This window comes from Burkholderia anthinoferrum, from assembly GCF_002925705.1.
Taxonomy (GTDB): Bacteria; Pseudomonadota; Gammaproteobacteria; order Burkholderiales; family Burkholderiaceae; genus Burkholderia; species Burkholderia semiarida.
In genome coordinates, this window is record NZ_LFZP01000064.1 from 232,073 (window position 1) to 252,591 (window position 20,519).

Sequence of the window (20,519 nt, forward strand, 5' to 3'; positions counted from 1 at the left end):
ATGCGGCAAGACGCATCAACTGATGCAGTCGCTGGAGGAGCATTTGGAGGCGACGCCGCTACAAGACGGGCAGAAAGTTCTGGCTTTGACATTCATGCACGGTTCCCGCCGGCGGCTGGAAGGTCGGCTGGGACAATTGCAAACGTTGCGGGGACGCGCAGAGTGCTCGACGATCGACAGCTTTGCTTGGCGCTTGGTCCGAAGGTGGTTGTCTCTCGCCAGTACACTGGGATTTGCCAACATTGACCCGGAACAGTACGAACAGGTGTGTGATGCTGCGGGGGCGCTTCTTCAGCACGGAGATGTTTGCAGTTGGGTAGCTGCCACTTTCCCCATCCTCCTGGTAGATGAGGCGCAGGACATGACGGAAAATCGTCTCCGTATTGTTGCGGGATTGTCAAATCGATTGGAAGTCTTTGCGGCGGCTGACGAATTTCAATGTCTTAGCGAAGACCTCCGACCCAATCCGGCATGCGCGTGGCTCGCTCGGGTGTGTGACGCGGACGACCTTACTCAGCCTCACCGCACCAACGAAGCCGAGCTTATCGATGCAGCTGCAGCGATCCGTAGAGGTGAGCCTCCGAATCCCGGAAGGGTATTCATGGTTACACCGACAGCGAGGCCACCGCTAGCAGGTGCATGGATCAACTCGAACCTCCGCTGGTACGGAGGAGGCAAGAGTGTGGCCATAATCACGCCGACGTTAGGCGTGTTTGCTCGAGCGACTATGGAATGGGCTGCTCGTAATACGAATTCCAGAGGGGCTGGACCGTATTCTGTTCCGTGGGAAGAGTCTGAAGGAAAAGCTGGTGAGCGCTTCCTAGACAACGTCGATTTCCAGGATATGAACGACATGGCTAGGGTGATCGCTCTTCTTAATGTCGCAGGGGATTTTCGGGTTACACAAGACATCGTCGACTGGATGGACGTGCAACGACGGACACGTGGCAAAACATTATTCGCCAAGGACGAGATCACAGTTGCAATCAAGCAAGTGTTTGCCCGTCGACGTCGAGCACGAAGTGACGGTGACGATGGTTGGAAGGGTATGACAGTTCATGGTGCCAAGAATCGCGAATTCGATAACGTCATCGTGCTTTGGCCAGCGGCAGTTGGAGGTAGCGCTGATCAAAAGCGTCGACTGCTCTACAACGCAGTCACTCGTGCGAAAGAGCGCTGCCTCGTGCTGGTGCAGGCAGCGGCGCACCTTAATCAGGCGCCGTTTGCCTAGACACCGCTCTGTGTTCGGGTGGGGACTACACCTCGCAATAAGTGATACTTTGAGGACCTCACGTGACGCGACCGCCACTGGAGTTTGTGCAGTTTCTAAAAGTTTTTGAAGCGGACTGCGCGAAACCAATTTGAACGCAAATCGACTCCTTGAACATGAAGGCATCAAACACAAACGCGCAACTTTTCTCCGAGACACACGAGGCCATTGAGTGGTTAAAGCAGTTTTCCGACGAAGACAGATCGGTCGCTGCTGGATGGCTGGACGAACTCACTGTCATCAGTGCCGATACACTGCGGGCCAAACTCCTCGAGTTGATCAAAAGAGAAGCTGCGCAGACCCCCGATACGCCGATAGCGCTCTATGTCGAGCGGGAACTCGCTATGCGCTCCCAAAAGCCACAGTACGCATTCCATCAGCGAACGATGAAGAGTCCCCGGTCGGGTCGGCCGGTGGTTCGGGCCCATCACACCGTGCCCAAAATTAGGTTACTTCAGCCCAGACGGACCCTCGGCCCAGAGGCGGGCAGTGAGGTGTTGATTTCCACCGAGTCTTAACCCACCGATTTCATCTAAATCTGACCCACCCCGAGACAGCGTAGTACATCTATTCCGGTGTGGATAACTCTTCGTTACCCTCTGGTTTTGCCGCTCTTTTTCTTGTTGTCTTTGCCTTGGCAGAACTGGTCCTGAAGCGCCACGATTCATTGCCCGTTTCGACGATGTGGCAGTGATGGGTGACGCGGTCCAGCAGCGCTGTCGTCATCTTTGCATCCCCGAACACGCTCGCCCACTCGCCGAAGCTGAGATTGGTCGTGATCGCGACGCTCGTGTGCTCGTATAGCTTTGAGAGCAGATGGAACAGCAATGCACCGCCGGTCTGGCTGAACGGCAGATAGCCCAGTTCGTCGAGGATCACCAGATCGACGTACATCAGCTTGTGGGCAATCTGGCCTTGTTTGCCGATGGACTTCTCCTGCTCCAGGGCGTTGGTCAGCTCGACGGTCGAGAAGTAGCGCACACGCTTGCCGTGGCGCTGTACGGCTTCGACTCCGATCGCTGAGGCGAGGTGCGTCTTGCCAGTGCCCGGACCACCGATGAACACGACGTTGTGCGCGCTTGCGAGGAACGACAGCTCGCTCAGTTCGCGCACCAGCGCTTCGTCGACGTGTGCCTGCGCGAAGTCGAAGCCCTTCAGGTCGCGGTGTGCCGGGAAGCGCGCAGCGGTCATTTGATAGGCGATCGAGCGCACCTGCCGTTCGGCGGTTTCAGCCATCAACAGCTGCTTCATGAAGCGCTCCGGCTCGAAGTCAGTGTGACGCGACTGCGCGAGCAGCTCCGGCCATGTGCTCGCCATGCCGTGCAGTTTAAGACCCTTGAGCTGGGCCGCGATATCGTTAGACATGACGATCCTCCGGTGGGTTGGCGCGCAGCGTCTCGTAACGGCCCACGTCGGCCGCGGGCTCTTCCTTGAGCTGGAGTTTCGTCGTGGCGAGCCTGCCATTCGTGACGGGCGCCTTCAGCCGGCTCAGCACGTTCAGGACGTGCTCTGCGCTGGGGCGTCCTGAATCCAGCGCAGCCTGTACGGCGAGCAGCACCGCATCGAGCCCGTGTTCGCGCACCGCAGCGAGCACCTGCGTCATGACGCGATCGCCGCCCGGGTGTTTCAGCAGATGCCGCTGCAGCAGTTGCAGCGGCTGCGGCATCGTGATGAACGGTGCGCCGTTGCGCAGTGCGCCGGGTTTGCGCTCGACCAGCGTGACGTAGTGGCGCCAATCGTAGAAGGTCATGTGCCGCTCGAAGCTGCGTTCGTGGCGTGCGATCTCCTGGGCGTTGGCGACGACGCTGAGATATGCCGGATAGCAGCGCACGCTCACCAACTGGTTCGTGTACTCGGTGGGCACGCTGTATCGGTTGCGTTGGAAGTGAATCAGGCTGGTCGACGAGACTCGCAGGGTCTGCTCGATGTAGCCGTCGAACGGCCGTGGATTGGGCATCAGCCGGGTACGCTCGTCCTGCAGCACATCCTCGACTGTCAGTTCAGGCCACTGCGGGTGCCGCATGTGCCACGCCTCACGACACTGACCAGCGACCCATTCGTTCAGGATCTCCAGCGTTTCCCAGCGCCGTAGCGCTGCTTCGTGCCAGATCTGACGTCGCCGGTCCTGAACGTTCTTCTCGACGATGCCTTTCTCCCAGCCTGCGGCCCGGTTGCAGAATTCCGGCTCGAACAGGTAGTGACTGCACATCGCTTCGAAGCGCGCGTTGACCGCACGCTCCTTGCCGCGGCCAACCTTGTCCACCGCGGTCTTCATGTTGTCGTAGATGCCGCGCCGCGGCACGCCGCCGAACGCGGCGAATGCGCGGGCGTGCGCATCGAACAGCATCTCGTGACTCTGTGTGGGATAGGCGACGAGCCAGAACGCGCGGCTGGAGTTAAGTTTGACGTGGGCGACCTCCAGGCGTCGCCGCAGCCCACCAACAAACGCGTATTCGCAGCTCCAGTCAAACTGGAAGGCTTCGCCGGGTTCGAAGGCGAGCGGCACGAAGGCCTTCTTGCGAGGCGCCTCAGCCTGCTCCTCGTGCCGACGCCTCACGAACGCGCTTACGCGGCCGTAGCTGCCGGCGTAACCCTCGGCGCGGATCGCCTCGAACATGAACCGGGCGGTGCGCCGGTCACGCTTCGGGCGATGACTGTCGGCACGCAGCCAACCTGTCAGCTGTGCGGCCCAGTCGTCGATGACGCTCGGGCTGACGCGCTTCGGATACTTCGGCTCGACAGCATCAGTCTGCCGCAACCAGCGACGCACCGTGTTTCGGGACAGGCCCGTACGCCGCGCAATCTCGCGCAGCGGGACCTTCTCGCGGAAATACATCCGCCTGATCTTGGCCAATATGCCCACCGTGATCACCTTTGTATCCCCTGCTCAAAGATTGAGCAGGGCATTCAATCACGTGGGTCAAAATTCGATGAAAATTTGCAGCTCTAGTGGGTCAGTTCTGTGCGGACATCAACAGAAGGAGATGAGTAGCCGAAACTTATGCGGCGCACTTATCACTGATGTCTATAAATTGATTGCAAAGTATGGACTTGCTCCAAATTTGAGCAAAACTGCCGTCACCCCGCCCGGCGGCCGCAAACTTCTGCTCGGATTATTGATCGATGGAGAGAAGCCGCGACTAACTAAAGAGTTTCGCGAAGAATTGAATCGCCACCTGTATTTCATTGACAAATACGGCGTCCAATCTCATGCCGATCATAGGAAATTTGAATCGATATATGGCCTTCGCCACCATCTCTTTGGACTGGCATACTACGCGAGGCAAATCGACCCCACGTATGGTCAAGCGGTACTTACGCGCTTGAACGCGGTCCCTTGGCCGATCTAGGCAATCTCACCCATAGGTCATTTCCGCTGAATCTTCCTGGAAATCGTGTCGAACTACCTCGGCAATGCTTGCCTCAAAAAGACGGCAACAAGGTAGCGGCCTTGATTGACTGCTCCGAGTCGACATGCGTCTGATACCTTTCAGAAAGTCGGACGCTCAACGTTCGCAACGCAACATCCATTGCGATGTTCGGTTACCTGCTTGACTGCCTCGATCTTGAACTTATCCGCGTACCGCTTGCCGCTCATCCTGACCTCCTCGGTTGCCATAAATTATGGCTCGAAGATGTCTACGAAAGGCTGGCCGACCCACAGGGTCCCGACCATCGCGCAATTTCAGGTATGGTGTTTGCATGAACTACTGAATGGCGTGTACCTCAGGGATCATCGCTGCCTGACCGCAGTGATTTCCGGCCGAATCAGTGAGTTGCCACACCGTTGCATGATCGATCCAAAAGCGTGTGCCGGACTTGGTGATCCGTATCCCTCGATATCCCGCCACGAAGCCATCTCGCGCGACTTTTTCAAGAAACAGTTGGCGTTCGCCCCTCTCCATTGGCTCCGCCGAGAACCGGGAAGGTAGGGCGGTGAGTTCGTCCCAGTCATACCCAAAAATGGCCTGCGCACGCTTGTTGCCGTAGACGAACACGGGATCTACCGCTAAATCGTGCGCCAGAATCCCGAACGGCGCTTCCTCGTATAGCCATGTCGCGGCTTCGGACGCATTCATCCCGGCGGGAACGAGCGACTTGTTGAGCAGTCGGTGATAACTGTCCGCAAGGATGCGGAAGAAGTGAAGGTCAATACTCGATGACATCGCGAAGTGCTCCAGAGAGGGATTTCGGCGTTAATAGTATGACGATTTTGGATGCAGCAACATCTGGCGCGCCACCACCCGGCCCGGTCCGTTCAAGCCGACCTTTGTTGGTACCGGCGATATGTTTCGCTCTAAAATGTGGTGGTTCATGAACCGGCCTACCGGATTATTAAGCAGAAGCATCAAAGGCAATTCTCTACGGATCTCAGCAGCGGAGCGATGATGACGGACATGAATGGTGGTACGACGGATCCAGTCGTCTTCGTAGTAGACGACGATAGTGCCGTGCGCGAAGCTGTCGAAACGTTGCTCGATTCCGTCGGCCTGCATGTCGTTTCGTTCGACAGTGCGCACGGCTTCCTGGCCGCCGACTTGCCGGACCGACCGAGTTGCGTCGTCCTAGATGTTCGCTTGAAGGGGCACAGCGGACTCGCCGTGCAGGAGCACATCGTGCGGAACATGCGCTTGCCCGTGATCCTGATGACGGCGCACGGAGATATCCCCATGTCGGTTCAGGCGATGAAGGCTGGTGCCGTCGACTTTCTTCCGAAGCCGTTTCGCGGACAAGACATGATCGACGCCGTGACATGTGCATTGGAGTCCGATTGCAAGCGCCGCACGTCCGAACGGTCAATGGCGATATTGCGCGCGTCCTATGACACATTGACGCCGCGAGAACGAACCATCATGACGATGGTCGCCCACGGGCTGCTGAACAAGCAAATTGCGGCCGAACTTGGCCTGAGCGAAATCACGGTCAAGCTGCACCGCGGGCAAGCAATGAAGAAAATGAAGTCGCCGTCGATTGCCGATTTCGTACTGAAAGCGGAAGCGCTGGGTTTGATCAGCCGCGACGAGCGTCTGGCCGCACTGGCCTGAGCGCGCAACGTTAACGACCTGCGGCGATCGTGACGGCGCGGCGCCAGATCGCCGGCGTTGCCGGTCGTCATGAACGGCTCCGTCAGCTATACCCCTCTCCCGGAACAGCGATTGCCGGCATGACCGATACCGCCCCCTCCATCATCCCCGAAGACGACGGCATCTCTCACTCCCGCGCATGCTTCACGAATGCCGAAGGGCGGCGCATCCCGGTCGTCGTCGTCCGGCCGCGACGCGGCGCATCTGACACGATCGCCGTTGAACATCTATTGAACGAATACCGGATGCGCGACCAGCTGGATGGCGCGTGGGCGTTGCGCCCGCTCGAATTGCAGCGGCAAGGCGACAGCGTCGCACTCATTCTCGAAAACTCCGCCGGCGTCAGCCTCGAGCAGCTATTGAGTGAGCCGCTGGATACTGGACGCTTTCTGAATATTGCCCTCCTGATCGTCGTCTCAGTCGGCCATATGCACGCCGCCAAGATCGTTCACCGCGATCTCAAACCCGCTCACCTGTACGTTGACGAAGCCGGCGGCCGTGTGCGGCTCACCGGCTTCGGGATCGCGCTCAGCGGCCAGGATCGTCCCGAGATGGCAGAGCACGCTGAAGTCATTGCAGGCACCATGCCCTACATGGCGCCTGAGCAAACGGGCCGCATGAATTGGCAGATCGATGCGCGCAGCGATTTGTACAGCATTGGTGTCGTGTTTTATCGCATGTTGACCGGGCAACTGCCATTTTCCGCAACCACCCCGATGGAGTGGATACACAGTCATACGTCGCGCACGCCCGTAGTGCCCCATCTGCGCCACGGACTCGTAGATCCCCAGTTGTCGGCGATCGTCATGAAACTGCTCGAAAAATGCCCCGGCGAACGCTATCAAAGCGCGACAGGATTGGAGCGCGACCTGCGTCGATGCATGGCGGAGTGGTCAGCGACCGCGACGATATCTCGGTTCGAGCTGGGCATCGCCGATCTGCCCGAGCGACTTTCCCGACCGGCCAAGTTGTACGGTCGGGACCAAGAACTGGCGCGACTGACCGGCGCATTTTCACGGGCCATGCTCGCGGGATCGACTGAACTGGTGATGATTTCCGGTTATGCCGGTATCGGCAAATCGTGTCTCGCGCGCGAGCTGCAAACCGCGGTAGGCACGTTTCAAGGGACTTTCGCCAGCGGAAAGTGCGACCAGTACAGCAGCGACGTACCGTATGCCTCGGTGGCGCTTGCGCTGAAAGGCATGATCAAGTCCGTGTTCGCCAGAGGCGAAGACGACGTACACCGGTGGCGCGACGCGATGCTGGACGCACTCGGGCAGAACGGACGCCTCGTCACGGATTTCGTGCCGGATCTCGAACTGCTGATAGGCAAGCAACCCGGCGTAGCTGATTTGCCGCCGCAACAGGCACAGGTCAGATTTCAACGGGTGTTGCGGGACCTCGTACAGGTGTTCGCTGAGCTGAGCCCTCCCCTTGTGCTCTTTATCGACGATCTTCAATGGGCAGACGCCGCAACGCTCGATCTCATCGAACATATCGCGCACCATTCCGACATGCGCCACCTGCTGCTGATCGGTGCGTATCGTCACAATGCAGTCGATGCCGATCACCCACTGACGCGAAAGATTTCTGCCGCCAAAGCGGCGGGAATCGCAGTTCATGAAATCGACCTGTTGCCATTGAGCGCCAAGGATGTCGCGCCACTTCTTCGCGACATCCTGCACTCCACCGACAAGTTGGTCGAGCCGCTTGCGAGAGTCGTATATTCGAAGACGGCAGGCAACCCGTTCTTCGTCGTTCAGTTCCTGCATGCACTCGCGGAAGAGAACGTGCTCGTCATCGATCCGGCCGCCGGACGCTGGTCGTGGAACGTTCAGGACGTCCGGAGCGCGCGCTATACGGACAACGTCGCGGATCTGATGGCTATCCGGCTCAACCGGCTTCCACCAAACTGCAACACCGCACTCCGCGACCTTGCCTGCCTGGGCAGCGCAGCGACGACCTGCAATCTGGCGATCGTGCGCCAAACCACCGAAGAAACGTTGCACGGCGAGCTTCAGGCCGCCATCCGGCAACAACTCGTCGAACGCGTTGGAAATATCTATCGATTCGCCCACGACCGGATTCACGAGGCAGCATATTCGCTCATCCCTGTCAGCTCGCGCGCGGAAATGCACCTGATGGCTGCGCGGCGCCTGTTACCGCATCTTGCCGAAGGGACCGACGAAGGGCTGTTGTTTGAAATCGTCGGCCAATTCAATCGCGCCGGTGACAAACTCATCTTGGCAGAAGAACGGCACGAAGTCGCGGCGCTCAATTTGCGAGCCGGCATTCGAGCGAAGCGATCCGCCGCGTACGATACCGCGCTGCGCTACTTCAGTGCCGGTGCGGCGCTACTGAGCGCTATACCAACCAACGACCCTGCCGGCATCCATTTCGAGTTCGAACTTGAGTTTGCCGAATGTGAATTCCTGACCGGACAACTCGAGCTGGCGGAACGGCGCCTGGCAGCGTTGCCGATACAAGGATTAGACCTGATCGCGCGCGGTCGCGTCACGGTACAACGGATGGACGTGTACACGGCGCTCGATCAAAGCGACGACGCGATCGCCGTCGCGCTCGATTATTTGCGTTGCGTCGGTATCACATCATCGGCACATCCGTCCGATCAGGACGTGCAAGACGAATATGCTCAACTCCACCGACGTGCGGCCAGCCTGACGGTCGATGACATCGCCGGATTACCAGCCATGGTCGACCCGCTAGCGTTGACTACGCTGGAGGTACTGACACGCCTGCTGTCCGCAGCATGCTTCACCGATTTCAATCTCAACTCGCTGATTACGTGCAAGGCGATCAACCTCAGCCTGACCAGTGGAAACTGTGACGCGTCCTGCGTTGCTTACGGCACGCTGACCCGGACTTCCGGTCCGCGTTTCGGTGATTTCGACCTCGGGATTCGCTTCAGCCATGCGGGCTATCGCATTGCCGAACGCAATGTTCAACATCGCTTCCATGCCAGCACGTCGATGGTGTTCGCAATCTTTACGAAGTGCTGGATAGAGCATGTTCACGCATCCGAAGACACGTTGAGGTACGCGTTTTCCGCGGCAAACAAAACCGGGGATCTGTTGTACGCATCGTACTCCCTCAATTGTATGAATACGGTGTTGCTGTTCGCGGGCAATCCCCTTTCCACCGTTCACACCGAAGCGGAACGCGGTCTTGCGTTCGCCCGGAACGCTCAACATGGATTGGTCGTCGATATCATCTCGACACAAATCGCGTTCATCGATAGCCTGCGAGGGCGGACGAAAAGGCTCGGGACATTCTGCAGCGAGCATTTTAACGAACAGGCATTTGAGTCCCGTCTTTCACATCGCCGCGGTCTTGCCATCGCGGAGTGCTGGTACTGGACGCGAAAAATGCAAGCACGTTATCTGGCGGGTGACCACGACGCCGCTTTCGAGTCTCTGCTCCGCGCCGAAGCCCTGATGTGGACCTCTTCGATGTTCCTCGAAGAGGCGGAGTTCCATTTCTACGCCGCGCTCACGTTGGCCGCAACACTGGAGCAGATGACGCCGGAGAACCGTGCTCGGCGGCTGGAGCAACTGGCTCGGCACCAAGCGAAACTCAACGTACTGGCGAACCACTTTCCCCGCAATTTCGACGATCGAGCAGCGCTCGTGAATGCGGAGATCGCTCGCATCGAATCCCGCATACTCGACGCCGAGCGGCTTTATGAACAGGCGATCGGTGCCGCACGCGCAAGCGACTTTCCGCATCAGGAAGCGATTGCGAGCGAACTGGCTGCGGGCTTTTACCAGTCCCGTGGCTTCGCGATCATCAGCGATGCCTACTTACGCAATGCACGTTACGGTTATATGCGCTGGGGAGCGCTTGGGAAAGTCCGGCAACTCGACGACGCATACCCGCATCTAGGCACCGACGCGCGTGGCAGCAGCGCGCACGAGACGACGCGGTCCACAGCCGGCGAGATCGACTACTGGATGTTGATCGACGTCTCGCAGCGCGTTTCGTCCGAGATCGTTCTCGAAAACGTAGTCGATACGTTCATGCGGGCTGCACTGACGCACTCTGGCGCGGATCGCGCCATTCTGATTCTCACCGCGGACGAGGGACCCGCGGAGATACAGGCCGAGGCGACGGTCCAAGGCGAAGCAGTGTGCATTCGGCAGGGAAGCTCACCGCTCGATCCGAAGCGGCTCCCGACGGCGACGATCACCTACGTCATGCGGACTCGGGAAGTCCTGTCGATACCGGATGTATCGAAGGATCCAATATGCGCGACCGATGCATACACCGTCTCACATCGAGTGCGCTCGATTCTATGCATTCCTCTTATCCGTCGCGGCACACTGGTCGGTACGCTTTATCTGGAAAACAGGCTTTCCACGGGCGTATTCGCGCCGACCCGGTTGGCGGCGCTTGGCGTACTCGTTTCGCAGGTCGCCATCACGCTGGAGAACGCACGCCTGTATCGAGAGCTGTCCGACCGCGAGGCTAGAATCAGGCGCCTCGTGGACGCCAACATCATCGGCATCTTCATTTACGCTCTGGATGGCACGATATTGGACGCGAACAGCGCCTTTCTCGACTTGCTCGGCTACAGTCGCGAGGAGCTCCGTCATCGCCAGCTGAACTGGCGGGACATCACCCCTCCTGAATGGATTCAGGTCGACTTCCAGATCCACGAACCGGTCCTTCGCGCGACCGGCGTGCTTGCGCCAATCGAAAAAGAGTATTTCCGCAAGGACGGCAGCCGTGCGCCTGTCCTTGTCGGCGCCGCGATGTTCTCGCCCGACGGCGATCAAGGGGTCGCCTTCGTTCTCGATCTGAGCGCAAGCAAGCGTGCGGAGGCACGCGCGCGAGACAGCGAAATCCGGTTCAGCGAAATGCAGCAGGAACTCGCCCACGCGAACCGTGTATCTACCGTCGGACAGTTGACGGCGATGATCAGTCACGAGGTGAAGCAACCGATCGCCGCGATGTCCGCGAATGCAGACGCGGCGCTGCGGTGGCTGTCTGCTCGCCCCGCAAACGTCGACCGAGCAGCCAGGGCCCTCGAACTGATCGTGCGTGATACCTTGCGAACCGGCGACATCATCGACCGCATCAGAGACCTAGTGCGCAAATCCCCGGTTCGAAAGGAGCAGGTGGACGTCAACGATGCCATACTCGAAGTTCTGTTTATGACTCGCCGCGATGCGGAGAAAAATGGCGTCGGCGTAGAGACGACGCTTGCCGCGCCCGCTCCGATCGTGACAGGCGATCGCGTACAACTGCAGCAGGTCGTACTCAACCTCGTCGCCAACGCGATCGAAGCGATGAACGCCGTCAACGAAGGGCGCCGGCTGCTGTCGATCACCACATCGTGCAGCGACGATGGCATGGTAGACATAAAGGTGAAGGACTCGGGCCCTGGTATGTCGGCCGCACATATGGAACGGCTTTTTGAGCCGTTCTTCACCACCAAGGATACGGGAATGGGCATCGGGCTATCAGTCGCTCATTCGATCGTTCAAGCCCATGACGGACACCTGAGGGCGACCCCCGAAGAACCTTCCGGCACAACATTTCACATCACGCTTCCAGCGTCGCTCGCGTAACCGCGCCGCGACATCGACTGTCGGAATTGCGCCGTGTGACTTGGCTCGATCGGCTCACTCAAAGGGCGAGCGACCTCGGAGCACGGCGAGCACTTCATGCAATTTGAGAAAAGCCGTGCCATAACAAAATTCACCGCTGTCCGTCTCTCCTAATCTGCGACGACGCGTCACTGCGTAGTCCCGTCAACGCGAGAAGGAGACGATGAATGGCAAAAGTTCTATGTGTGCTCTACCCGGATCCGACGTCCGGCTATCCGCCGCGGTACGTTCGTGACGGTATCCCGTCGATCGCCGCATATCCCGGTGGACAGCGCTTGCCTACCCCTCAAGGTCCGCTCGGCTTCTCTCCGGGCGAACTCGTCGGATGCGTGTCAGGCGAGCTCGGCCTTCGGCCTTATCTGGAGGCAAACGGTCACGAACTGGTCGTGACGAGCGACAAGGACGGCCCCGAGTCCGTCTTTGACCAACATCTGCCCGACGCGGACGTAGTGATTTCACAACCGTTCTGGCCAGCCTATCTGACGAGAGAGCGAATCGCGAAGGCATCCAAGCTCAAACTCGCGCTCACCGCGGGAATCGGCTCGGATCATGTCGATCTCCTGGCTGCTGCAGAACGAGGCATTACCGTCGCGGAGGAGACGTTCTCGAACAGCATCAGCGTAGCGGAACATGTCGTCATGACGGTGCTGGCGCTCGTCCGGAATTTCGTTCCAGCTCATCAGTTTGCGACGAACGGAGGCTGGAACATCGCGGATTGCGTGAGGCGAAGCTACGATCTCGAAGGGATGCATTTCGGAACGATCGGGGCAGGGCGTATCGGGCTGGCCGTGCTTCGACGACTGAAGCCGTTTGACGTACATCTTCATTACCACAGTCGTCATCGCCTATCGGCAGACCTCGAACGCGAACTGGGCCTCTCCTACCACGCCAGCGCCAGGTCCCTCGTCCAGGTGTGCGATGTGATCAATTTGCAATGCCCGCTGTATCCGACCACCGAACATATGTTCGACGACGAAATGTTCTCGCATATGAAACCGGGCGCTTACCTCATCAATACTGCGCGCGGCAAGCTATGCGATAGAGACGCCGTCGTGCGAGCGCTCGAATCCGGTCGTCTCGCCGGCTATGGCGGCGACGTGTGGTTCCCGCAACCGGCGCCGCCCGACCATCCGTGGCGCCGTATGCCGAGCGAAGCAATGACACCCCATATCTCCGGCACATCGCTGTCCGCACAGGCACGCTATGCGGCAGGCACCTTGGAGATCCTGCAGTGCCATCTGGAAGGCCGGCCGATTCGCCCCGAATACCTTATCGTGGATGCCGGAAAACTCGCCGGGACGGGCGCAGCGTCATATAAGTTGAGCTAATACCCCAAAGGCGCCGACACAGACGTCGTTCATTCGGCGTGGAGCCGGCGGTGAACCTTGCGTACCGGCATCCTGACGCAGGAGTGTCGGTAGCCATGCTCCCGAGTTATTGGGGACGTGCGTTCGACACGGACGTCGGCGCGCTTACGGTTGTCCGCACACCGGGCGCCATCGGGTACATATCGCGATGGCGGGCGGCTGCCTGGGCGCTGGGAGGGTAGTCCGAGTTTGGATTGGGCACGGTGCCATCCCGCTCGGCCTGCGCCAGATCAGCGATAACCTGCGCGCGCGTCAGCACATGTTGCGGAATCTGCGCAAACGCTGCAACCGGTGTACCGAGCGCGACAAAGAGTAGCGCACTTGCTGCGATGAGTCGGCGGTTCATGATGAAACTCTCCTGGGCGTAGGTCGAGAAAATTGCATCGCGATTGCACAGCGAATGGCGTTGGCGCTGCAATCGACCAACCTATTCTCGTACCGTGCCCCCACCGATACGCTGACTGTTAGATGACGATTCCGAAATCCACGGATCGCTTCAGGTGACCCCCGATCAAACTTTGCAGAATTAGCGGCTTGGGCGCGCGGACGGTGCGATCGACGACCCACAGCATCACGCAGTGTCCTGCAGCTCGAGCACGTAGCCAGCGCCACGCACCGTATGAATCAGCTTCACCTCGAACTGTTCGTCGATTTTCGCGCGCAAACGCCTGATCGCTACTTCGACGACATTGGTATCGCTATCGAAGTTCATATCCCACACATACGACGCGATTTGCGTTCGGGTCAGCACCTCGCCGTGCCGTCGCGCAAGCAGTTGCAGCAGGGAGAATTCGCGCGGTGTGAGCTCGATGCGGACCGTGCCTCGCTTCACGCGGCGACGCACAACGTCGATTTCAAGATCACCGACGACGATACGCTCCATCTCCCGTGGCGGTCCGCGACGCGCTAGCGTGCGAATACGCGCGAGCAGCTCGACGAACGCAAACGGCTTCACCAGATAATCGTCGGCGCCGAGTTCGAGACCGTGCACTCGGTCTTGTACGTCGTCGCGCGCCGTCAGAAACAACACCGGCGTCATATGTGTGGCACGCAATCGCTTAAGTACACCCCAGCCGTCGAGTACCGGCAGCATCACATCGAGCACGATCACGTCGTAGCTCTCTTCCTGCGCAAGCATCAACCCTTCCGCACCGTCTTTCGCGAGGTCGACACTGAAGCCGGATTCTTCAAGCCCCTTCTTCAGATATGCACCTGTCTTCGGCTCATCTTCGACTATCAGAATGCGCATGATCGTATCCGTGTGAACTGTCGCCGCACGATCGGCGAACCGTCCTGGAAGAAGAAACAGCGACATGCAATCGCGGCCGTATCGGCTACGAGGTTCCCGTTTACGAAGGAAAAACAGGATCCTGTTACGCGGCCAACAGACGAATGTCGTCGCTTGTCAGGACCCGACGCTCGCTAGCTACTCTGCATTCTGGCTGCCGCCGGGGCCTGTGCCGGCTGGCCGACACCCAGCGCCTCGGCCTTCTTCACGAAGTCGGCCAACGAGCGCGAGTCCATCTTCTTCATCGCCTGTCCGCGGTGAATCTTCACAGTGATTTCGCTCAGATTCAGTTCTGCCGCGATCTGCTTGTTCATCAGGCCGCTCGCCACGAGTGCCATTACCTCGCGCTCGCGCGCAGACAGCGTTGCATAGCGCGCGCGCAGATCGAGGAGCGAACGATGCTCGCTTCGCCATCGCGCATCGCGCTCTAGCGCCGCAGTGACCGCGTCGAGCATGTCCTGCTCTCGAAACGGCTTCGCGAGAAAATCCATCGCACCGGCCTTCATCGCCTTCACCGACATCGCAATATCGCCGTACGCCGTCATGAAGATGATCGGCAGGTGCAGCTCGGCGGTGGCGATCTGCTCCTGAACCGCGAGCCCGCTTTGGCCTTTCAGGCGAACATCGAGAATCAGGCAGCTCGCGACGTCGGGCTTGTCGAAGGCGAGAAACTCCTGCGCCGACGCGAACGCTTCAACGCGGAACCCGACCGACCGAAGAAGCATGTCGACCGCTGTTCTCATCGACTCGTCATCGTCGACGACATAAACGATCGATTGTTGGGCGGCGTCTTGCGCGTCAGGGTTCATTACACCTTTCCTCATCCAGTGGCAATACGAACTGTACGACCGTTCCGGGGCGGTCCGGCATCTCGGCCCAAATACGGCCGCCATGCGCTTCTACTATCGACCGGCATATCGATAAGCCCATGCCCATTCCGTCCCGCTTCGTCGTGAAGAATACGCTGAACAGCCGGGCGAAGTCTTCGTCCCGGATCCCGACTCCGTGGTCCTCCACCATCACGTGGGCGCGGCCATCGCGCGCGTGAGTACGAAGCCGCAAGCGGCGCGCGCCCGGAGGCACGCCCGACATGGCCTGGATCGCGTTCATCACCAGATTGATGACGACTTGCTGCAATTGCACGCGGTCGCCGCAAACGCGCTGGGGTAACGACGAATAGTCTGTCTCAACGTCCACCCGCTGGGTCTCCAGCTCGCGCGCGACGAGTTCGAGCGATTCTCGCACGACGTCGTTCAGGTCGAGCAGTACCTGTTCGGGTGCACGCTTTCTCGCCATTGCCCGAATCTGCCGGATGACATCGGACGCTCGCTTGGCGTCGCGGATCATCTGTGAAACGGATTGCTGCACCTCGCGTAGATCCGGCTCCGGCCGGTCGATCCAGCGCAATGCGGCGTCGCCAGCCGTGACAATTGCTGCGAGCGGCTGAGTGACTTCATGAGCGATCGACGCGGCCAGTTCGCCCAGCATCGTTACCCGCGTCGCGTGCGCCAGTTCGGCATTCGATCGATCAAGCGCTTCCTGCGCGACGACTCGCTCGGTGATGTCCATCAATGCACCGACGTATTCCGTCTCGTTTTGATGTCGGATCGGATGCGCAACGTAATGGACATGTTTGATGCGGGCATCGGCCATCAACAGTCGAAACTTGATGTCAAGCGCCGACGCACCCGAGACTTGGCGATTCCACGCATTGCGAACGACGGAAATGTCATCCGGGTGGACGCGCGATGCAATCTCCTGCAGGCTCGGTACCATGTGGCGACCGAGTTCGAAGATGCGATACGTCTCGTCGGACCACCACATCGTACCGTCGGGAAGCCGCATCGCAATACTGCCGGTATGGCTCAGCCGCTGCGCGCCCGATAAAAGTGCCTCGCTGCGGCGCCATGCCTGCTCAGCCTGCTTTCGTGCCTCTATGTCCGCATTCACCCCATACCAACGAACGAGGCGCCCACTCCCGTCACGAAGCGGTGCCGCGCGGACATGCACCCATCGGTAGACGCCGTCCTCGCGCCTGATCCGGACGGTGTTCTCGAATCGTGATTCGTTACAGACAGCGCGTTCCCATGCGTGCTGCATCGCAACCAGATCGTCGGGATGTACGACGGCACGCCAGATATCCTCTTCGCGTTCGGCCATGGACACGCCGAACTCCGTCCATCGCTTGTTGACATAGCCAATCTTGCCCTCACTATCCGAGCTCCACACCATCGCTGGAATGGCGTCGATCATCGCGTGCAATTCATCTTTCTGCTGCCGCATTTCGCCTTCCAGGCGCTTGCGGTCCGTGATGTCATTGTTGGTCGCGAGTATCGCAACCGCCTTTCCGCCGGCATCACGCCACAGCGCGAGTCGACTCGATATCATCACCACTTTCCCGTCCTTGCGTACACGCTGCAGTTCACCCTGCCACTGTCCACACTCGAGTACGGTACGGTGAATGCGGTCCAGCGGCACCGACGCGACGGTCTGTGTAAGCACGTGGACCGGCTGACCGAGCGCCTGTTCGGCCGTCCAGCCGTAAAGCGCTTCCGCGCCCTGATTCCAGAACGCTATCCTGCCCTGCAAGTCGTATACGACGATCGCGTCATGAGTGAGATCGAGCAACTGCAATCGCTCACGCAGGGTCGCGGTGTTGGCGATATTGCGCAGCGACAAAAGTGCCGTCGTACCTATCGCCAGCAAGCTTACGCAACAACGTGCGAGCGCGCCGCCTGAATAGCGTTCGTCATGCGACAGTCCCAGCGCGAGTAATGTCAATCCCGCGCATCCGCATGCAGCGACATACGTGGCCCGGCGGGAGCCCGCGGACGCCACTAGCAACACCACCACCACGTAAAGCACTGCAATCGCGATATCAAGCGGCGTCACGTCGATGATGAAAATGAGCGACGCCAGTGCACCCGCCAGGGTATACAACACGCGTGCGTCCTCTCGCCACGGCTTGCCAATTGTCCGATTGCTCATCGTCGTCGTGTTTCGCAGTGCTCGAAGGAAATGAAGCGTACGGAATACCAGTCTGTATCTCGTTTTCCCACAGCAGCGCGTTGGCGATACGAGCGGGGATACCTGGCTTGCGGAATGCGCTACGAGGCCCGGTTTGCCCCGCTGTTCTTCAAAGATTCCAGATGGCGGGCAACTTCCACGCCATCCACGGGTTTACTCAACACGCAGATCGCGCCCATATCGAGCGCCTGCCGACGGACGGCATCGGACGCGAATGCCGAAATGAAAATGATCGGAACCGTGACGCCGCTGTCCAGCAGCCGTCGATACATTTCCAGACCTGAAATACCGGGCATCTGCACGTCCGAAATAACGCACGAAACGTCCAGAACGTCGTCGGAGGCCAGAAACTGCTCCGCCGATGCGTAAAGTTTCGTGCTCCAACCCAGCGAGCGAACGAGACTGGACGTGGCGACACGGACGGATTCGTCATCGTCAACAATCGAAACGATTGGATAATTCTGCAAACCCGAGCCCTCGGCCGAAATTCCGTTTCGGGTGACCGAACATTGGTCGCCCTGTCGCCCCCAATCATAAAGAAATCGGCAATTTGCGGAAATCATATATATGTATAGTTCCACGCGGTCCCGGTCGGCACCGGTCGTTCATCGCGATGCCGAGCTGTCGGACGCCGTCGTCGTCGCGTTTGCTTGGAAAACGCGGCCTCATCCCGATCGGACGACGCCACCTCACGCCGGCTTCCGCGCAACGAAGGCCGTACAAGCCTGTGATAAACGAAGGTACGCATGCCGCACGCGCGCGGTATGCGTGGCCCCCCACTTCTGCCGCCATGCATGAGGAGTCCACGTCTGCATTGCATCGAATGTCCGGATCTCGGCGCACCGTCGGTGCGATGAGGGCCGCATGCGCCGCGGGCGGCTGGCGATGTCGCCGAGCCGATACCGGCGGTAAGTGCACCGGTATCTGGAACTCGTCACGTGCGTCGCCGGTTCGCGTCGACCGACGACACGTCGAGTAGCCGGAATGTCACGCGCGAATGAACGCGAGAAGATCCGCGCTCACCTGATCGGCATGCGTGGTACACAAGCCGTGCGGTGCGCCGGGGTAAATGGTCAGCCGTGCGTCGCGAACGATCTCGGCCGACAACCGACCGGAATCGTCGAGCGGGACGATCTGATCGTCATCGCCTTGCAGCACCAGTGTAGGAACGTCGATGCTTCGCAAATCAGCGGTGAAGTCGGTTTCCGAGAAGGCCTTGATGCAGTCGTACGCGCTCTTGATCGAACATTGCATGCCCGCATACCAGAACGCATCCACCGTCCCGGCCGACGCCTTTGCATTGTCGCGGTTGAAGCCGTAAAACGGGACCGCCAGGTTCTTGAAGAACTGCGAGCGGTTCGCCAGGACACCCGTTCGGATATCGTCGAACACCGACAACGGCAGGCCACCGGGGTTCGCCTCGGTTTTCAGCATTAGCGGCGGCACAGCCGCGATCAATACGGCCTTCGCGACACGCGTGGTGCCGTGACGGCCGATATATCGGGCAACCTCCCCGCCTCCGGTCGAATGACCGACGAGTACTGCATCCTTGAGATCGAGATATTCGATGAGTTCGGCGAGATCGTCCGCGTAACGGGACATCTCGTTTCCGCCCCACGGTTGACTGGAGCGGCCGTGCCCCCGGCGGTCGTGCGCAATCACGCGATAGCCTCGCTCGGCGAGATACATCATTTGTGCATCCCACGCGTCGGCGTTCAACGGCCATCCGTGCGAGAACACCACCGGCTGGCCCGAGCCCCAGTCCTTGTAGAACAGTTCGGTTCCGTCTTTCAATACGAGCGTTGCCATCTTCGTACTCTCCTTGGCGATGTCGCTCCCAACCAGCGTTCACGGTAGAAGCGACGTTACGCGCCGCCTCGCGGCCACGACGCGGGCCACAAAACTCACGCACTGGAACAATTATCGAAGCGACGAATCTCCGTTCCTTTTGACAGGGACCGGGATTTTCCGCTCCGCACGATCGTCCCCGGCATACACGGTTGCCGCACCGGAGGTCGAGGCCGAGTCGCGTCGCTCGCCGAGACATCGGTTTTGCGGCCGTTCGATTCATGTGGTTACGGGCGAACGGAAAAAACCCGGAACGGCCGAATCGCCAACCTCTCCATACATTCTTGCGTTCCGTCTGCCCATCGCGACTGCCATGAAGGCCGCGAACGGACGCAAGTCTCGCCAAGAAACGGCTGCATGCACTGTCTGATTGTCCGACATGTCGTGCTCCCATGCGGTGCCTTCGAATCGTTCTCAACGGCACCACGCGCCACGAGTGCTTCGATCGTGATGCCGCCGTTTGCGATGAAAAGGAGCCACCTCATGTCAAAAGCACGCCAGACCATTCGCCAAGCTACCTCCGAAACCGCGATGAGTTTCGACGAACGCGCAATCAGCGCGATCTCGGACGCGCTCAACCCGTTACTCGCAGACGTGTTTGCGCTCTACCTGAAGACGAAGAATTTCCACTGGCACATGAGCGGCGCGCATTTCCGTGATTACCATTTGATGCTTGACGAGCACGGTGTCCAGCTCTTCGCGATCACGGATGACATCGCCGAGCGCGTACGTAAGGTCGGCGGGACGACGTTGCGTTCGATAGCCGACATCGCACGGCACCAACGACTCGCGGATAGCGACGCAGCGAACGTGCCCCCCGACGCGATGCTGAGCGAACTTCACCGAGACAACCTGCTGCTCGTGCAGTTCATGTTGGCCGCGCACGCTGTCTGCGGAGCGCACGGAGACGTCGCAACGGCGAGCATGCTCGAGAACTGGATCGACGAAGCGCAACGGCGCGCGTGGTTTCTTGCCGAAGCCTGTCGTTAGCACATCGGCTAGACC

At 59.5% G+C, this 20,519-nt stretch carries 14 protein-coding genes; 5 read left to right on the forward strand and 9 right to left on the reverse strand.

Going from position 1 to position 20,519, the window contains the following annotated elements; all coding sequences use genetic code 11:
* Positions 1 to 22: 22 nt before the first annotated feature.
* Entirely contained in the window at positions 23 to 1,231 is a 1,209-nt protein-coding gene (locus tag C5F75_RS31075) for an ATP-dependent helicase (RefSeq protein ID WP_258048621.1), read from the forward strand.
* Positions 1,232 to 1,837: 606 nt separating this feature from the next.
* Here C5F75_RS31075 and istB read toward each other — a convergent pair.
* The 3 genes from istB to C5F75_RS31095 all read right to left on the reverse strand — a co-directional run bounded on the left by istB (position 1,838) and on the right by C5F75_RS31095 (position 5,436).
* A complete protein-coding gene (istB, locus tag C5F75_RS31085) occupies positions 1,838 to 2,635 on the reverse strand; it encodes an IS21-like element helper ATPase IstB (protein WP_104013238.1) in 798 nt (265 codons plus the stop codon).
* Positions 2,628 to 4,106 carry an IS21 family transposase gene (gene istA / locus C5F75_RS31090; protein WP_407641370.1) on the reverse strand — a complete coding sequence of 493 codons (1,479 nt, stop codon included), beginning with the start codon at positions 4,104 to 4,106 and terminating at the stop codon, positions 2,628 to 2,630. The genes istB and istA overlap by 8 nt, the downstream gene beginning before the upstream one ends.
* Positions 4,107 to 4,977: 871 nt before the next feature.
* Positions 4,978 to 5,436 (reverse strand): MEKHLA domain-containing protein, encoded by a 459-nt coding sequence (locus C5F75_RS31095; RefSeq protein WP_104013239.1) that lies wholly within the window; start codon positions 5,434 to 5,436, stop codon positions 4,978 to 4,980.
* A gap of 222 nt (positions 5,437 to 5,658) precedes the next feature.
* Here C5F75_RS31095 and C5F75_RS31100 point away from each other — a divergent pair, with 222 nt between their 5' ends.
* The 3 genes from C5F75_RS31100 (at position 5,659) to C5F75_RS31110 (ending at position 13,312) form a co-directional block, all read left to right on the forward strand.
* The gene (locus C5F75_RS31100; protein ID WP_104013281.1) at positions 5,659 to 6,315 is read left to right on the forward strand and encodes a response regulator transcription factor; all 657 of its coding nucleotides are present in this window, start codon (positions 5,659 to 5,661) and stop codon (positions 6,313 to 6,315) included.
* A gap of 119 nt (positions 6,316 to 6,434) precedes the next feature.
* Positions 6,435 to 11,945, forward strand: coding sequence for a trifunctional serine/threonine-protein kinase/ATP-binding protein/sensor histidine kinase (locus C5F75_RS31105; RefSeq protein WP_104013240.1), 5,511 nt, complete (start codon positions 6,435 to 6,437; stop codon positions 11,943 to 11,945).
* 206 nt (positions 11,946 to 12,151) lie between these two features.
* Complete coding sequence (locus C5F75_RS31110; RefSeq protein WP_104013241.1) at positions 12,152 to 13,312, forward strand: NAD-dependent formate dehydrogenase; 1,161 nt, start codon at positions 12,152 to 12,154, stop codon at positions 13,310 to 13,312.
* A gap of 106 nt (positions 13,313 to 13,418) precedes the next feature.
* On the opposite strand, the gene C5F75_RS31115 is transcribed toward C5F75_RS31110, so the two are convergent.
* The 6 genes from C5F75_RS31115 to C5F75_RS31140 all read right to left on the reverse strand — a co-directional run bounded on the left by C5F75_RS31115 (position 13,419) and on the right by C5F75_RS31140 (position 19,475).
* Positions 13,419 to 13,697, reverse strand: a complete 279-nt coding sequence (locus C5F75_RS31115; protein ID WP_104013282.1) for a DUF4148 domain-containing protein — start codon at positions 13,695 to 13,697, stop codon at positions 13,419 to 13,421.
* A gap of 225 nt (positions 13,698 to 13,922) precedes the next feature.
* On the reverse strand, positions 13,923 to 14,600 hold the full coding sequence (locus C5F75_RS31120; RefSeq protein WP_104013242.1) for a heavy metal response regulator transcription factor: 678 nt from the start codon (positions 14,598 to 14,600) through the stop codon (positions 13,923 to 13,925).
* A gap of 173 nt (positions 14,601 to 14,773) precedes the next feature.
* Positions 14,774 to 15,448 (reverse strand): response regulator transcription factor, encoded by a 675-nt coding sequence (locus C5F75_RS31125; RefSeq protein WP_104013243.1) that lies wholly within the window; start codon positions 15,446 to 15,448, stop codon positions 14,774 to 14,776.
* Positions 15,438 to 17,627: a PAS domain-containing sensor histidine kinase gene (locus tag C5F75_RS31130; protein WP_104013244.1), complete on the reverse strand. Its 2,190-nt coding sequence runs from the start codon at positions 17,625 to 17,627 to the stop codon at positions 15,438 to 15,440. Before C5F75_RS31130 ends, C5F75_RS31125 begins: the two co-directional genes overlap by 11 nt.
* A 119-nt stretch (positions 17,628 to 17,746) precedes the next feature.
* Positions 17,747 to 18,133 (reverse strand): response regulator transcription factor, encoded by a 387-nt coding sequence (locus tag C5F75_RS31135; RefSeq protein WP_104013245.1) that lies wholly within the window; start codon positions 18,131 to 18,133, stop codon positions 17,747 to 17,749.
* A 520-nt stretch (positions 18,134 to 18,653) separates the two neighbouring features.
* Positions 18,654 to 19,475 carry an alpha/beta fold hydrolase gene (locus tag C5F75_RS31140; protein WP_104013246.1) on the reverse strand — a complete coding sequence of 274 codons (822 nt, stop codon included), beginning with the start codon at positions 19,473 to 19,475 and terminating at the stop codon, positions 18,654 to 18,656.
* A 522-nt stretch (positions 19,476 to 19,997) separates the two neighbouring features.
* Here C5F75_RS31140 and C5F75_RS31145 point away from each other — a divergent pair.
* Positions 19,998 to 20,504 carry a Dps family protein gene (locus C5F75_RS31145; RefSeq protein ID WP_104013283.1) on the forward strand — a complete coding sequence of 169 codons (507 nt, stop codon included), beginning with the start codon at positions 19,998 to 20,000 and terminating at the stop codon, positions 20,502 to 20,504.
* Positions 20,505 to 20,519: the final 15 nt, after the last annotated feature.

What these genes read in the sequence shown, in the direction of transcription:
- istB (WP_104013238.1), bottom strand. Translation starts at nt 2,635, where the DNA reads ATGTCTAACGATATCGCGGCCCAGCTCAAGGGTCTTAAACTGCACGGC.
- C5F75_RS31120 (WP_104013242.1), bottom strand. Translation starts at nt 14,600, where the DNA reads ATGCGCATTCTGATAGTCGAAGATGAGCCGAAGACAGGTGCATATCTG.
- C5F75_RS31110 (WP_104013241.1), top strand. Translation starts at nt 12,152, where the DNA reads ATGGCAAAAGTTCTATGTGTGCTCTACCCGGATCCGACGTCCGGCTAT.
- C5F75_RS31115 (WP_104013282.1), bottom strand. Translation starts at nt 13,697, where the DNA reads ATGAACCGCCGACTCATCGCAGCAAGTGCGCTACTCTTTGTCGCGCTC.
- C5F75_RS31100 (WP_104013281.1), top strand. Translation starts at nt 5,659, where the DNA reads ATGACGGACATGAATGGTGGTACGACGGATCCAGTCGTCTTCGTAGTA.
- C5F75_RS31095 (WP_104013239.1), bottom strand. Translation starts at nt 5,436, where the DNA reads ATGTCATCGAGTATTGACCTTCACTTCTTCCGCATCCTTGCGGACAGT.
- istA (WP_407641370.1), bottom strand. Translation starts at nt 4,106, where the DNA reads ATGTATTTCCGCGAGAAGGTCCCGCTGCGCGAGATTGCGCGGCGTACG.
- C5F75_RS31105 (WP_104013240.1), top strand. Translation starts at nt 6,435, where the DNA reads ATGACCGATACCGCCCCCTCCATCATCCCCGAAGACGACGGCATCTCT.
- C5F75_RS31125 (WP_104013243.1), bottom strand. Translation starts at nt 15,448, where the DNA reads ATGAACCCTGACGCGCAAGACGCCGCCCAACAATCGATCGTTTATGTC.
- C5F75_RS31140 (WP_104013246.1), bottom strand. Translation starts at nt 19,475, where the DNA reads ATGGCAACGCTCGTATTGAAAGACGGAACCGAACTGTTCTACAAGGAC.
- C5F75_RS31145 (WP_104013283.1), top strand. Translation starts at nt 19,998, where the DNA reads ATGTCAAAAGCACGCCAGACCATTCGCCAAGCTACCTCCGAAACCGCG.
- C5F75_RS31130 (WP_104013244.1), bottom strand. Translation starts at nt 17,627, where the DNA reads ATGAGCAATCGGACAATTGGCAAGCCGTGGCGAGAGGACGCACGCGTG.
- C5F75_RS31075 (WP_258048621.1), top strand. Translation starts at nt 23, where the DNA reads ATGCAGTCGCTGGAGGAGCATTTGGAGGCGACGCCGCTACAAGACGGG.